Below are 14,367 nucleotides of genomic sequence, written 5' to 3' on the forward strand. Positions count from 1 at the left end.
TGACCCGGCCTTGAAAAGAGCAGGGGGTATCCTCCTCTTCCCCCCTTTTTCACGCGGTCGTTCTTTTTTCCGCCATAGATTTGCCCGATCCATCGCCTTCCAAACTGGCGACCGCGACCTTGGGACGCCGCCGGTTCGCCAGCAATGCCAATTACGGGAACTGCAGAGAAAGCCATGCTCAAGAACACCTCCTTGCTCCTCGCCGCGGCGATCTCGACCTTATCGCTCTTCGGCGCAGCTTCGGTGGCGCAGGCCGGGCAGGCGAGCTATCTCGTGGATGCGCATAGCGGCGAGGTGCTGGAGGCGTCGAATGAAAACGAGCTGAATTATCCCGCTTCGCTCACCAAGATGATGACGCTTTATCTCGCGTTCCAAGCATTGCACGACGGCCGGCTGAAATGGGATCAGAAGTTGACCATGTCGGCAAATGCCGAGGGCAAGGAGCCGTTCAAACTGGCCGTCGGCGTCGGCCGCAAGGTGACGGTTCGCGAAGCCGTCGAAGGCATCGTCGTCCTGTCGGCCAATGACGCGGCTGTCGCCATCGGCGAGCAGCTTGGCGGTTCGGAAGACAGCTTCGGAAAGATAATGACGGCGAAGGCCCGCCAGCTCGGCATGAGCAACACCGTCTTCAAGAATGCTTCCGGCCTTCCGGATCCCCAGCAGGTCACGACCGCCCATGACATGGCAACACTCGGCCTTGCGCTGATGCGGGACTTTCCGGAGGAGTTCAAGCTTTTCTCCATGCGCGGCATCAAGTTCCGTGGCATGAAGCTGCGCGGCCACAACAATCTGATGTATCGCTACGCAGGCGCCGACGGCATCAAGACCGGCTATACCGATGCTTCCGGCTACAATCTCGTCACGTCCGCGACGAAGAACGGCCGTCGCGTCGTCGGCGTGGTCATGGGCGAGAAGACCGCCGAAATCCGCGACGACAAGATGGCGAGTCTTCTGGACACATATCTCACTCCGGCGGCCACAACAGCAACGGTATCGACCGATGCTGCAAGGCAAAGCTCGGCGAACTGATTTCCTCTGCTCGAAGCCGTTGCCGCCAATCGGCAAAGGTCAATTGTTGCATTTGAAAATGGAATCTGCCCGCTTGATCTCACGAAAGATCGTCGATCGATGCCGTCCGAGCTTCTCGGCGATGATACTGACGCTCAGACCAGCCATCCGCCAGCGAGCAATCTTGCGTCGTTCATCCAGATCAATATGGGAGTAGGTGCGTTCCATTGCATCTTCCTTGCGAGTGACAACCCATTGGTATCATTCGCAAGTCGCGCTTCATCCTTGAACGCACCCGGCTACAGAGATTGTCAAAGCCGGATAGGGCTGCGACGCTGCTGGCCAGTTAGAAACGCGCCACTGGCACTGCCGATCAGCGCCCGAGCATGCGGCTGGTCCGGGTTGCAAGCGTGGTCGGGCGCGGATGGGACGCGCCCCTTCGGCTTCAGCTTCGAGACTATGCCCACACCCGTTCATTCCGCCGCTTCCATTCGAGCCAGCGCCTTCTGCCGTTTCGCAATCACCTCCGGATCATTCATGAAATCCGTTCTCGGACCTGGCTTGCGGCCACGCTTCTGGTAACCGTTGCTCTGGCTGCCATCCGGTATCCCAAACATATGGTCCGTCTGCCCCGTGCGGCGAGGGCCGCTCTTGCTCCGTTGCTGTTCTCGTCCAGCCTGCATCTCGGCCACGATCGACAGCACGTCGTCCAGACGCTTGTTCTCGACGACTCCCGGCCGATGGACCGACCGCAACTTGTCGAAGGTTCTGTAGGGCAGGGCAAAGCTCTCGTGCATGATCTCGAGGCGACCGTCCGGATAATCGCAGACGATAACCTTCTTACCTGCCAGGGGTCTGGAAACGTCGGTCGGATCGAGGATGAACAGCACCTTGTCGTAACGCAGCGTCAGAGATTGCGACAACGTGCGAACTTCCTTGCGGCACATGGCGCCATCGAGGTTCTCATGGTCGGCCAACGGCCGGTGCATGTCCTTCGGGTTACGCGGCGGCTTGCCGAAACGCGCGTTGAAATCTGCAATGAACTCAGGCGCATAGACATTGGCAGCTTCGATCGTATCGATGCCGCGAAGTCGCATCTCCTTGACAAGCCGATCCTGCAATGTCTGGTTGGCGCGCTCCACGCGACCCTTTGCCTGCGGGGTGTTGGCACAGATGATGTCGATATTGAGTTCATAGAGAGCCCGTCCGAACTGCGTCAGGCCGCTTGTCCGGTCTGTCTCCGACGCATGGAGCGAGCGGAAAACGCCGTGCTTGTCGCTGTAGAAGGCCAGCGGCTTGCCCCATTGCTGCAGATAGGCCTTCGTCGCGTGCAGATAGTCGAATGTATTCTCCGATCCGGCAAAGCGTAGATGTAAAAGCTTGCCGGTGGCGTCGTCGATATAGACGAGCAGAGCGCATTTGGGGCCGCGGTTCTCGAACCACCAGTGATGCGACCCATCGATCTGCACCAGTTCGCCAAGGCAGTCGCGCCGGCCGCGTGGCTGGAAAACCCGTTTCCTGCGTTCCCGACGCGAGAGCCAGATGCCAGCCTCGGTCATCCATTGCCGTAGCGTCTCCTTGGCAACAGAAATCCGGTGCAGCTCGATCAGCTTCTCGCGCGCCAACGTCGGACCGAAATCCAGATAGCGCTCCCGGATCAGATCCAGCGCCGCATTGCGGAAATCCTCGCTATGGCGCCGATTGCTCGGCCGCGATCGCTTCTTCGAAACAAGACCCGCCGGACCATCTTGATCATAGGCCTGCAGCAGTCTGTGGACCTGACTTCGACTGAGGTTGAGCCGTTCGGCAGCCTGGACAACGCTCAGGCGCTCGTCACGGATCTTCTGGATGACTTCGAGGCGATGCAACTCTTTCGGCGACATGGTGATCAAACAGGACATGACGACTCCGACCGCTCATGGTCTCAACCAGGCTGAAGGTCGTCATCCTTGCTCCCAACGTTGGCTTTGACCAGTGCATCGAGAGGCAAGACTGTCGCATCTCTAACTGGCCCAACTGTCGCATTACTAAATAGCCGCTACAGAGATCGATCAGATAAGATAGATTATGGAACTAAGATAGATAAGGATGAAGTCAGAGATTAGATTTTTCGATATTATTTCAGATAATTGGCGAGATTTTCGAGAGTCGATTTCAATCCCTCGTCATGATCTTTCTTCGTGATGCCATGTGGCACGTTCTCGCAAACTATGGTGACGTTCGTGCCGGACGGCATCCTGACAAAGGACCAGGTCATGAGCATCGTTCCGGCGAATGCGGCGTCTTCGGATTCAAAATCCACAGCCTGGACGATGCGTTCGTCGGGAACGATTTCGAGGAACCGGCCGGAAACGATATCGGTATGCTCGGACGATTTTCCGGGTGTCGAGTGATCAGACGCATCATAGGACAATGCCAGCCGATAGCTGCCGCCTTCGCGCGGCTCGAAGACGTGGATACGGCACGTCATGCTTCTGGGAGGAAGCCACGAAGCCAATGCCTCGGGATCGATGAACGCCTTGAAGATTGCGTGCGGCGTGGCGTCGACCAGCCTGGAAGCCTTGTCGGTTCTTTTCCTGCCCGAAGCCTCGTTCATCGCATCCTCCCTTGCATCGCCGCGATGATCCGAAGGACGCAGCCGCGCCGGCTGTCATTGCTGCCGGGACTTGAGCTGTTTCCCTCAGCTTGCCTTGATGCGGATCACCTTTGCCGCGATCTTTTCGGCCAGCAGCTTTGGATTGCAGACGAAAATGCTGTCCGGACGCCCGGCTGCGCACCACACTTGATCGTATGTCAGAAGGCTTTCATCCATGAAGACAGGCAGATCCAGAAGATGGCCGATCGGCGCGACGCCCCCGATGGCGAAGCCGGTTTCGTCACGAACGCGATCGATATCGGCGCGCTTCAAGCGAATTCCGTAAGTCGTTGCGATATAAGCCGTATCTGCATTATGCGCTCCGGAAACAAGAAGCAGCGTCAATGCCTGGGTCTCGGCATTCACGAAGACCAGGGATTTCACGATCTGGCCAACGGCGCAGCCGGCCGCCTTGGCAGCCTCCTCGGCTGTCCGCGTCGACTGCTCCATGCGCTTGATCGAGATGTCGAGCCCCAGCCTGTGCGCTGCAAGCTCGACGCGCTCCAGGCTGGAAAGCTTCCTGATATCTTCGCTCATAGATCGTCATCCTCCACGTCGAGTTCGACCTGCATCTGATCATAGGCCGGCTCGACATGATCGGGTGTTTCAGCCAGCACGGTTTCATAATCGAGCGGCGTATGCATGTGGGTCAAGATGGCATGTTTCGGCCGCAAGCGTTCGATCCAGCCAAGCGATTGTTCCAGCGAGAGATGGCTTGGGTGCGGACGATATTGCAGGGCGTCGATGATCAGAATGTCGAGATCCTGGACTTTTTCTATCGATTCCGGCGGGAAGTCGCTGATATCGCTGCAATAAGCGAGTTTTCCGATACGAAAGCCGAGCGAGTGGATATCGCCATGCAGCTGCTTGTGAGGCCAGAAACGGATCGGGCCGCCTGCCCCTTCGATCGTGAAGCTCTTTTCGAGATTTTCTATGAGGACCGGCCGCACGATCGGCGGATAGCTGCTGCCGGGCGGCGTTTCCAGACAGTAGCGGAAGCCTTCGCGGATGCGCTCCATCGTCGGCGGATCGGCATGAATCGGGATGCGCTCATGCAAGATATGGAAGTAGCCGCGCAGGTCATCGATGCCGTGAATATGGTCGGCATGCGCGTGGGTATAGAGGACGGCATCGATGGAGCTGACGCCGGCGCGGATCATCTGTTCGCGAAAATCCGGCCCCGTATCGATGACGACGGTGGTAATTCCGCCGTCCGGCGCGATCTGTTCGATGAGGAATGCCGCACGCGTGCGCCGGTTCTTCGGGTTCTTGGGATCGCAATTGCCCCAGTCGCCGGTGATGCGGGGAACGCCCGGCGACGATGAACAGCCCAAAATGGTGAAGCGCCGCCGGTATGTCACGACGTCAGACCCTCGTCATCTTCGAGAAGCAGCGGAATGCGTTCGCCGTGGTGATCTCGGCGATCTCCTTCATGCTGACGCCGATCGTATCGGCCAGCACCTCGGCTGTGTTGACGACGTAGGACGGTTCGTTGCGCTTGCCGCGCCAACGCTTCGGCGCAAGATACGGCGCGTCGGTCTCGACCAGCAGTCGGTCGTGCGGAATCGTCTTTGCGATTTCGCGCAGCTCCTCCGACTTCGGGAAGGTCAGAATGCCGGAAAACGAGATGTAGCCGCCAAGCTCGACACCTGTGCGGGCAAGGGCAGGGCCGGCGGAGAAGCAATGGAGAATGAAGGGAAAGGCCCCCTTCCCCGTCTCTTCCGTCAGGATCGCCGCCATGTCCTCGTCGGCGCTGCGGCTGTGAATGACGAGCGGCAGCTGCGTTTGACGGGCCGCAGCGATATGGCGCAGGAAGCCGGTCTTCTGGTCTTCCGGCTTGACGGTATCATAGAAGTAGTCGAGACCCGCCTCGCCGATCGCGACCACCTTTTCATGCTGGTTTGCCAGTCGCACGAGGTTTTCGGTCTGGATATCCAGCTCCTGATCCGCGCTGTTCGGATGCGTGCCGACCGAGCAGAAAACCGAAGGATAGCGCTCGGTGAGCGCTATCAATCCTTCGAGCTTCCTGACCCTTGTCGAAATTGTGACCATCTGCCGGACGCCGACCTCGTGGGCACGCGCGACGATCGCGTCGCGCTCTTCCTCGAAATCGGCAAAATCCAGATGGCAATGCGTATCGATCAGCATGGAAAACCTTATTCGACAGTCGGCGCGACATAACGCGGGAAGACCGGCTTCGGAGCTTCCAGCGGCGTTCCGGCAACGAGGCGGCCCGCTTCGCCGAGCGCTGCGAAATCGCGCCTGTCGGCGGGTATGGCGATAAGATCCAGAAGCTTGCCCGACGATTCCGGCATGAAAGGCTGCAGCAGGATGGCGATCTGACGCACGACGTCGGCCGTGACATACAGCACGGTCGCCATGCGGGCCGGGTCGGTCTTCTTCAGCGCCCAGGGCTCCTGACTTGCGAAATAGCGGTCGGTCTCTGAGACGACGGCGATGATCGAGGCCAGAGCGCGGTGGATGAGCTGCTTGCCCATGTCCTCGCGCGTCGAGGCGAGCAAGCCGTCGGCCTGTGCGAGAAGCGCCTTGTCCTCGTCGGTCAGCGGACCGCATTCAGGGATCTGGCCATCGCAGTTCTTGACGATCATCGACAGCGAGCGGCTGGCGAGGTTGCCGATGCCGTTGGCAAGATCGGAATTGATGCGCGTGCCGATCGCCTCTTCGCTGTAGCTCCCATCCTGGCCGAAGGAGACTTCGCGCAGGAAGAAGTAGCGCACCTGGTCGAGGCCGAAGTGGTTCACGAGATTGACGGGGTCGACGACGTTGCCGAGCGACTTCGACATCTTCTCGCCCTTGTTGAGCAGGAAGCCGTGAGCATAAACGCGCTTCGGCAGCGGCAGCTTTGCCGACATCAGGAAAGCCGGCCAGTAGACCGCGTGGAAACGGATGATATCCTTGCCGATGACATGCAGATCGGCCGGCCAGTATTTCGCCCGCGGATTGTTGCGATCCTCGAGATATCCCGTCGCGGTGAGGTAGTTCGTCAGCGCATCGACCCAGACATACATGACGTGGGACGGATCGTTCGGCACCTTGATGCCCCAGTCGAATGTCGTGCGCGAAACCGACAGATCCTTCAAGCCCGATTTGACGAAGGAAATGACTTCGTTGCGGCGTTCGGCGGGACCGATGAAATCGGGATTTTCCTCGTAGTGCTTCAGCAGCCGGTCCTGATACTCGGAGAGCTTGAAGAAATAGCTTTCCTCCTGCACCCATTCGACCGGCGTGCCTTGCGGGCCGTAGCGAACGCCGTCGGCGCGCAGCTCGGTTTCGTTTTCCTGGTAATAGGCCTCGTCGCGCACCGAATACCAGCCGGCGTAGGAATCCTTGTAGATGTCGCCGGCATCGGCCATCAGATTCCATATGTTCTGCGAGGTTTCGTGATGGCGCGGCTGCGTCGTGCGGATGAAATCGTCGTTCGACGCGTTCAGCAGCTTGCCCATCGCCTGAAATTCGTCTGAATTGCGGTTGGCGAGCAGTTGCGGTTCTATGCCTTCGGCCCGCGCCGTCTGCTGCATCTTCTGACCATGTTCGTCCGTACCCGTCAGGAAGAAGACGTCGCGGCCATCCAGGCGCTGGAAGCGTGCCAGCGCATCGGTGGCAATCAGCTCATAGGCATGGCCGATATGCGGCTTGCCATTGGGATAGGCGATCGCGGTGGTGATGTAGAACGGAGTTTTTTCGGTCATATCGGGCAGTGGTCCGCTTTTTTACTGTTGCGTCTCTGTTTTTCTCGCACCGCCCGCTTTAGCGCATGTTTGCCGGGAGCGAAACACCAAGTTTCGCGCCCGCAGTATTCGGAATTTCGAAGTGGCGCTTTGCTTGACTCGATCCCGTCTCGCCTTTACCCCTGCGAAAGAGTGGGACGCAGGACAGACATGGCCGTGAATTTCATCGACTTATTTATTTATCTGCCCCGCGGCTTCAAGGGGCCGCAGTTTTGAGTTTGATCGGTTCCTTTCAGCCACTTTATTCCTTCTCCGGCTTTTTCGTCGGCATGCTGGTCGGCATCACGGGCGTTGGCGGCGGCTCGCTGATGACGCCTTTGCTGGTGCTGCTCTTCGGCGTCCATCCCGCGACGGCGGTCGGCACAGACCTGCTCTATGCCGCAATTACCAAGACAGCGGGAACGGCCGTCCACGGCATGCACGGGCGCGTCAACTGGAAAGTGGTCGGCCTGCTTGCCTCCGGCAGTGTTCCGGCAGCCCTTGCCATGCTCTGGATCATGGCCGGCGTCAATCGCGAGAGCCCTGCCGTCGCCCATACCATAACCCACTCCCTGGGCTGTCTTCTGCTTCTGACGGCGCTCATGCTGATTTTTCGCGGCCAGATTCTGGGCGCCATCCGGAAATGGCGCGGCGAACGCGGAACGCTGTCGCCGCGCAGTATCGCGCTCTTCACCGTCGTTCTCGGCCTTGTGCTCGGCATTCTCGTCACCATGACATCCGTCGGCGCCGGCGCGCTCGGCGTGACGGTGCTGCTGGTCCTTTATCCGCAGACGGACGTCCGTGAAATCGTCGGCTCGGACATCGTGCATGCCGTGCCCCTGACCCTGATCGGCGGCATGGGCTATTGGTTCATCGGCGAAATCAACTGGACGATGCTGTTCGCCCTTTTGGTGGGCTCGATTCCCGGCATCGTCGCGGGCAGCCTGCTGGCGCCGCGCCTGCACGAGCGCTCCGTGCGCATCATCCTTGCCGTCACGCTGGCCATCGTCGCCTGGAAGCTGATCTTTCCCTGACGCGACGGGCGCCATGCATCGGCTATGCCCGGGCGGCGGCTGGCCTAGCACCGAAAATGGCCCTTAATGACCGCCATCAAACCAAAGCATTCCCGTTGCCATTGGCATGAAAGCCATCTCATTCCCTGCGTTTCATTTTTGCGCGGACGTCGAGAAAGGCGTTGGTGAGATCCGTCAAGACAGGCGAAGTGGCACTGCCATTTGCGCCGCCGATCGGGTCCGCAATATGCATGTTTCTGAGATCATTCATGAAGTCCTCCCAGAGCGCCGGTCCGCCCTTTTCCAGAAGTTCGGCGCGGATGCTCAGGTCTTCGCTGACCGGCAGATGCCGGCGGCCCCATGCGCCGATCGTCGCGATCATCGGTACAAGCTGAATCGCCGGTTCTGTGAGGCTGTAAATCGCCTTCTGGCTGTGGGTGGGATCGTCCAGCCTGGTGATCAGGCCGAGCGAGACGAGACGCTTCAGGCGCGCGGCGAGTATGTTGGAGGCAATCCCCTCCTCGGAGCGATTGAGCAGTTCGCGAAAATGGCGGCGATTGCCGAACATGATGTCGCGGATGACGATCAGACTCCAACGATCCCCCAGCACCTCCATCGTCAGATTGATCGGACATCCCGACCGCCGCTCAATATCCATATCTGCTTCCTTTGACGAACAAATTGCAAGGTAGGAACAACCATGGTAAGACGCAACTAGTTGCAAATTGCAATTAGGCGGAGGAAACCATGTCGAAAGTGCGCGTTGCGGGATTCTCGGTCTCGATCGATGGCTTCGGAGCTGGACCCGAGCAAAGCTTGAACGACCCGTTGGGCAAGCGCGGACCGGAATTGTTCGAGTGGTTTTTCCCGACCCAGACGTTCCAGGGCATGTTTGGTAAAGAGGGCGAAACGGAAGGGGCGGACGCGAAATATGCATCGTCGGCAATGTCCGGCTTTGGTGCTTTCATCCTCGGCCGCAACATGTTCGGCCCCATTCGCGGCGAATGGCCCGATGAGAACTGGAAAGGCTGGTGGGGAGACAATCCGCCCTATCATGAGCCAACATTCATCCTTACCCATCATGCCCGAGAGTCGATTGTCATGGAGGGTGGTACGACCTTTCATTTCGTCACGGGAGGTATCGAAGAGGCGCTTGCGCGGGCCAAAGCCGCCGCTGGAGGCAAGGATATCAAGATCGGCGGCGGTGTCAGCACGGTGCGCCAATATGTGCAGGCGGGCCTGGTCGACGAGATACATTTTGCCATTTCTCCGGTCGTGCTCGGGAGAGGCGAAGCGATGTTCGCCGGTCTCGATCTGCCTGCGCTGGGATTTCGGCTTACGGCCCGGGATGCGACGGGGAAAGCTACTCACATCGTTTTGCAAAAATAAGGTCTACCCCGTCCCGAGGGTTACGACTGAACCTTCCGCGCGCAAGAAGCTTGGGATGGCGGCGTGGCCACCATCAAGAAACACGTCACGCGCGATGCCGGGTTCACAATCGCGCCTATCGCGGGTGAGGTGCAATACGGGTGTGTAGCGACTCTCTGTCCGGAATTGTGCGATGAAATTTATGCCGACAGATGCTGCTTGAGTTCGCCGAGGATGGTGATGAGCGTCTGTTTGCGATCGAGATTATAAGCCTGAGACACGGTCAGCCGCTCGGTGGTTTCCGAGTGCAGCCGCGCCAGCCGCTCGGCCGTGCCAACGGAACCCTGGAGTGCCGCTGCCCGTGCGCGCTCGATGATATCGTCGCCGATATGCGACAGGAAGAAGCCGAAGATCGTATCGCTGTCCTTGCCCGAAAGCGCATCGGCAAGTCGATGCATTGCCTTGCGCGCAGCCGGTCCATCCGCCGAAAGCACCTGCCGATAGGCCTCGATGATTTCGCCGCCGCCATAATTCAGAAGCTTGAGCGCCTCGCTGACGCTGCCCTTGGCCGCCGCAAGCAGTTCGCTCCCCTGCCCGGCCGGTACGCCCAGATTTTCCAGTGCCATGCGCAGCGCATCGTTTCCAAGCGGCGCGAGCTTCAAAGGCAGGCAACGTGAGCGGATCGTCGGCAGAAGCCGGCCCGGTGCATGCGACAGGACGAGGAACAGGGCGCGCTTTGGCGGTTCCTCGAGTATCTTGAGGATGGCGTTGGCCGCGCTGCGGTTAAGATCGTCGGCCGGATCGATGACGACGATCCGCCAATTGCCCGTGCCCGAGGTCTGTGAAAAGAATTTCCCGGCGCGGCGCACTTCGTCCACTGTGATCGTGGTCTTCACCTTTCCGGTCTTGTCGTCCACCGGCCGGCTCAGATGCAGCAGATTGTGGGATGCGCCACCGGAAATCTGCCGGCTGACCGCGGATGCCGGGTCCGGATCGCCGATCGTCTCCGGTGCCGATGCGGGATCGGGGTGGGATAGAACGTGATTGGCGAACCGAAAGGCCAGCGTCGCCTTGCCGATACCTTCGGGCCCCTCGAACAGCATGGCATGATGGCCCTTGCCGGAGCGATAGGATTGCGCGAGGAAGGCTTCCGCCTCCGCATGGCCAAAGAGCCTCATATTGTCCTGTGGAGGAATTGCGCCGTCGAGAACGCCCGGCCGTTCGTCGCTCATTGCGCCGCTTCCGATCTAGCAGAGGCAATGTTGGCGGCGCGAAGCCGCTGGTCCACGATCCCGGCGATTTCTTTCGCGATATCGTCCTCAGGACGCTGCGCATCGATGACGTGGCAGCGATCGGGTTCCCGCGCGGCAATATCGAGGAATGCCTCGCGGCGCTTCTCATGGGTCTGCATCTCTTCCTTCTCGAACCGATCGGGTGCGGCAACCGCGGAGGCGCGCCTGCGGGCGCGTCCAAGGCCCACTTCGGCGGGAATGTCGAGAATCAGCGTGCAGTCCGGAACGACGCCGTTGACGGCTATTCTTTGCAAGGCTTCGATATAGTCGGATTCGAGATTGCCCGTCACGCCCTGGTAGACGCGTGACGAATCCATGAAACGATCACAAAGGACGATGGTGCCGCGCGCCAGTGCCGGGCGAATGACTTCCTCGACATGGTCGTTGCGAGCCGCTGCAAAGAGAATGGCTTCCATGCGCGTGCCGAATGTTTCCGCGGCGCCGGAAAGCAGGACATGCCGTGCCGCTTCGGCGCCCGGAGAGCCGCCGGGTTCGCGCGTCACCAGAACGTCGTGGCCACGCTCGCGCAACCGTTCAGCCAAGCGACGGATCTGGGTGGATTTACCAGCCCCTTCGCCGCCCTCGAAGCTTACGAATAATCCGTTTGCATCAGCCAATGATCATGTCCTGCACTTTTTGCATGCCGCCTTTTCGGCATGCGGCACGCATCTTGTTTAACCCAAGACATGCTCCGGTGGAACCGTGCATGGCTCGGTGTCCGCTACTCTATATGGGGATTGAACAGGGATTTCGCGAGCCTTGCGGCTTTCTCACGTCGGCAACGGCTTATCCCATAGCCAGGAGAACAACAGGGATTCGGTCAGTTCCATGAAGGCGTCGAAGGCACGGCGGCCCAACGTGCCCTGCGCGACCGATTCCTTCGTGTATAGCGGCAGTTCCCTCACCAGCCGCGCACCCAGGAATACCCGCAGGGTTCCGGCTTCGTAACCTGCCGCCACGGGTGCGGCCAGCGGCCAGCGATAGACGATGCGCGCCGACAGACGGTCCGGTGTTTCCACCGGGACATAGACATCGACGGGAATTTTCGCCTGCAGGCCGACCGTGGAGTCAGCGCCGCCGTAGACGCTGGCGTCGCCGATCACCTCACCGTCAGCGAAAATGCGCTGGCTCTTGAAGTTGCTGAGACCCCATTCGAGGACGCGCCGCGTTTCCTCCACGCGTTCCTTGTCGCTTTTCAGACCGCCAAGCGCCAGGAACAGCCTCCGGCCGTCGCGTTGAATGGAGGCGACGATCGAAAAACCTTCGCCGTCGGCAAAACCAAGCCCGAGACCGTCCACGCCGATATTGAGCAAGAGCATGGGGTTCTTGTTGCGCTGATAGATCTTGTTCCAGGTGAAGTCGGGCTGCCCGAAGTATTTGTAGAGATCGGGATGCTTCTCCTGCAGATCTTGCGCCAGCATGACCATCTCCCTCATGGAGACCTTGCCGCCGCTGTTGGGATCGTTGGCATCGGGCAGGCCGGTGGAGTTGGTGAAGGTCGCCCGCGACATGCCGATCTCTCTTGCACGCGCCGTCATGCGCCGCGCGAATTCGCGCTCGCTGACGGAAATTCCTTCGGCCAGGACAATGCAACCGTCGTTCGCCTGCTGCACGGCGATACCCTGGATCAGGTCGCCGACGCGTATGCGCGATTTCAACGCGGCGAACATCGTCGACGTGCGCGAGGGGGCGCCGCCGGTCCGCCAGGCATTTTCCGAAACGGGATATTCGGTGTCTAGATTGATCTCCCCTCGCCCGATCGCATCGAAGACGACATCGAGCGTCATCAGCTTTGCGAGGGATGCCGGCGAAATCAGCTGATCCTCGTTCTTCGCGAGGAGGATGGTGCCGGTGGACGCCTCGATCATGAACGCCTGCGCGGCTTTCGTGTCGAAAGTGCCGGGCGTGGCAGGCTGCCCAAGAGCTGCGGCATTGCCGATGCCGAGGAGAAAAAGGAACAAAAGAATCAAGCGCTTTGACATATCGTCCCCTTAATCCGATCACCCCGTGATTATTTTAGTGACCGGTTAAGATTCAGGCAATGACGCTGATCAATCCACCTGGGTCGTGCCCTGATGCTGGCGGCGGTAGGACGACAGGATCGAATCCTGGGTCAGTCCGTCATTGCGAACCATGACGGCATCGAAAGCGAGGTCGACATACACCGTCTTGACCGGCGCTTCCTGATAAGCGGCGACGGTCGAGCCAAGGGCCTGATCCTTCACGCTTGCAAGACGCCGAGAGATGTCCGGCCGCTCATAGGGGATCGGGCCGATCCGCGGCAGCACGATCATGGTCGGCTCCATCGGCTCTGCGGCAGGCATGGCGCCGCCATTCCACATCATCGGCGGCGGATTGTTGCGCTTGCTGGCGCTATAGCCGGAATCCGGCGTGGAATCGGCGAAAGCCGTGGCGGAATAAGGCGACTGCCGCGGGATGGGAGCGATGGCGGGCGCGGCGCCATAGCTGCGCTGCTGGCGGCCGACACGAACGGCATTGTCCGAATCGGGCAATTGATCCGCGGTCATGCGGCCGGCCGAGGCAACCATCACGCCGGTAGCGATCTGGCCGCCGGGATTGATGCTGGGCAGGCGCGAACCCTTCGGAATGTAGGATGCCATCAGATAGGGTTCGTCATGGCCGTCCATACGGGCGCGGCCGACATACTGCACGCGCACATCGCCGGTGCCGCTGTGCTGGAGATCGAGCATCTGCGCCGTCTTGTTGGAAAGGTCGATGATGCGGCCGGGGTGATAGGGGCCGCGATCGTTGACGCGAACGATGATGGAGGAGCCGGTCTCGACATTGGTGACGCGCGCATAGCTCGGCAGCGGAAAGGTCGGATGGGCGGCGGTCAAGGCCTGCTGGTCGTAGACTTCGCCGTTGGCTGTCAGGCGGCCGTGGAATGCCGAGCCGTACCAGGAGGCGATGCCGACCTTGTTGTAGCTGTAATCTTCCTTGGGATAGTACCACTTGCCCTTCACCTGGTAGGGGTTGCCGACCATGAAGCGGCCGCCACCCTTCGGCACGGGGCCGTTGTTGACGACGCGGGGGCTCGCCTTGACGCCATACTCCTTCTCGGAGAAATATTCCTTGCCGTGCTGACGTTTGGTAGATGCCTGATGGGTGGTGCCGCAGGCCGTGATGGTTGCGCACATCAGCGAGAGAGCAAACCAACGCATACCCGTTGCGTATGTCATCGCACGATTTTCGATTTTCATCTGTCCCAAGCCGCTACTCATTACTCTGACGGAGGTCTGTCACCGGTACGTCCCTCATTCCGGTATCCTGCTACGCTCCAATCACCTAACGGTGCTTTAATC

14 protein-coding genes and 1 pseudogene are annotated in these 14,367 nt (G+C 59.9%); 3 read left to right on the forward strand and 12 right to left on the reverse strand.

Annotated elements, in window-relative coordinates:
• The first annotated feature begins 174 nt into the window (after window positions 1-174).
• On the forward strand, window positions 175-1,029 hold the full coding sequence (locus ACJJVH_RS06420) for a D-alanyl-D-alanine carboxypeptidase family protein (RefSeq protein ID WP_112802151.1): 855 nt from the start codon (window positions 175-177) through the stop codon (window positions 1,027-1,029).
• A 69-nt stretch (window positions 1,030-1,098) separates the two neighbouring features.
• Here ACJJVH_RS06420 and ACJJVH_RS06425 read toward each other — a convergent pair.
• The 7 genes and pseudogenes from ACJJVH_RS06425 to metG all read right to left on the reverse strand — a co-directional run.
• Window positions 1,099-1,236 (reverse strand): annotated as a pseudogene (locus ACJJVH_RS06425) (helix-turn-helix domain-containing protein); the annotation flags it as partial.
• A gap of 245 nt (window positions 1,237-1,481) precedes the next feature.
• Entirely contained in the window at window positions 1,482-2,909 is a 1,428-nt protein-coding gene (locus ACJJVH_RS06430; RefSeq protein ID WP_113436991.1) for an ISNCY family transposase, read from the reverse strand.
• A 215-nt stretch (window positions 2,910-3,124) separates the two neighbouring features.
• Window positions 3,125-3,604, reverse strand: a complete 480-nt coding sequence (locus tag ACJJVH_RS06435; RefSeq protein ID WP_412064935.1) for an SRPBCC family protein — start codon at window positions 3,602-3,604, stop codon at window positions 3,125-3,127.
• Between the two features lie 84 nt (window positions 3,605-3,688).
• Window positions 3,689-4,180: a YbaK/EbsC family protein gene (locus ACJJVH_RS06440; protein ID WP_113361184.1), complete on the reverse strand. Its 492-nt coding sequence runs from the start codon at window positions 4,178-4,180 to the stop codon at window positions 3,689-3,691.
• The gene (locus ACJJVH_RS06445; protein WP_112802588.1) at window positions 4,177-5,004 is read right to left on the reverse strand and encodes an MBL fold metallo-hydrolase; all 828 of its coding nucleotides are present in this window, start codon (window positions 5,002-5,004) and stop codon (window positions 4,177-4,179) included. The genes ACJJVH_RS06440 and ACJJVH_RS06445 overlap by 4 nt, the downstream gene beginning before the upstream one ends.
• 4 nt (window positions 5,005-5,008) lie before the next feature.
• Window positions 5,009-5,791, reverse strand: a complete 783-nt coding sequence (locus ACJJVH_RS06450; RefSeq protein WP_412064936.1) for a TatD family hydrolase — start codon at window positions 5,789-5,791, stop codon at window positions 5,009-5,011.
• 8 nt (window positions 5,792-5,799) lie between these two features.
• Window positions 5,800-7,353, reverse strand: a complete 1,554-nt coding sequence (metG, locus tag ACJJVH_RS06455; protein WP_412064937.1) for a methionine--tRNA ligase — start codon at window positions 7,351-7,353, stop codon at window positions 5,800-5,802.
• A 308-nt stretch (window positions 7,354-7,661) separates the two neighbouring features.
• Here metG and ACJJVH_RS06460 point away from each other — a divergent pair, with 308 nt between their 5' ends.
• Entirely contained in the window at window positions 7,662-8,405 is a 744-nt protein-coding gene (locus tag ACJJVH_RS06460; protein ID WP_412065138.1) for a sulfite exporter TauE/SafE family protein, read from the forward strand.
• 118 nt (window positions 8,406-8,523) lie between these two features.
• Here the strand turns inward: ACJJVH_RS06460 and ACJJVH_RS06465 are convergent, their stop codons facing one another.
• The gene (locus ACJJVH_RS06465) at window positions 8,524-9,042 is read right to left on the reverse strand and encodes a winged helix-turn-helix transcriptional regulator (RefSeq protein WP_412064938.1); all 519 of its coding nucleotides are present in this window, start codon (window positions 9,040-9,042) and stop codon (window positions 8,524-8,526) included.
• 89 nt (window positions 9,043-9,131) lie between these two features.
• Here ACJJVH_RS06465 and ACJJVH_RS06470 point away from each other — a divergent pair, with 89 nt between their 5' ends.
• Window positions 9,132-9,773 carry a dihydrofolate reductase family protein gene (locus ACJJVH_RS06470; RefSeq protein WP_412064939.1) on the forward strand — a complete coding sequence of 214 codons (642 nt, stop codon included), beginning with the start codon at window positions 9,132-9,134 and terminating at the stop codon, window positions 9,771-9,773.
• A 179-nt stretch (window positions 9,774-9,952) separates the two neighbouring features.
• On the opposite strand, the gene ACJJVH_RS06475 is transcribed toward ACJJVH_RS06470, so the two are convergent.
• The 4 genes from ACJJVH_RS06475 to ACJJVH_RS06490 all read right to left on the reverse strand — a co-directional run bounded on the left by ACJJVH_RS06475 (window position 9,953) and on the right by ACJJVH_RS06490 (window position 14,265).
• Complete coding sequence (locus ACJJVH_RS06475; RefSeq protein WP_412064940.1) at window positions 9,953-10,984, reverse strand: DNA polymerase III subunit delta'; 1,032 nt, start codon at window positions 10,982-10,984, stop codon at window positions 9,953-9,955.
• Window positions 10,981-11,661, reverse strand: a complete 681-nt coding sequence (gene tmk / locus ACJJVH_RS06480; RefSeq protein WP_412064941.1) for a dTMP kinase — start codon at window positions 11,659-11,661, stop codon at window positions 10,981-10,983. The genes ACJJVH_RS06475 and tmk overlap by 4 nt, the downstream gene beginning before the upstream one ends.
• Before the next feature lie 153 nt (window positions 11,662-11,814).
• Window positions 11,815-13,026 (reverse strand): D-alanyl-D-alanine carboxypeptidase family protein, encoded by a 1,212-nt coding sequence (locus tag ACJJVH_RS06485; RefSeq protein ID WP_113406082.1) that lies wholly within the window; start codon window positions 13,024-13,026, stop codon window positions 11,815-11,817.
• Between the two features lie 69 nt (window positions 13,027-13,095).
• Window positions 13,096-14,265 carry a septal ring lytic transglycosylase RlpA family protein gene (locus ACJJVH_RS06490; protein WP_412064942.1) on the reverse strand — a complete coding sequence of 390 codons (1,170 nt, stop codon included), beginning with the start codon at window positions 14,263-14,265 and terminating at the stop codon, window positions 13,096-13,098.
• Window positions 14,266-14,367: the final 102 nt, after the last annotated feature.

Origin of the sequence: Rhizobium sp. SYY.PMSO (assembly GCF_046840415.1) — a bacterium.
GTDB lineage: Bacteria > Pseudomonadota > Alphaproteobacteria > Rhizobiales > Rhizobiaceae > Rhizobium.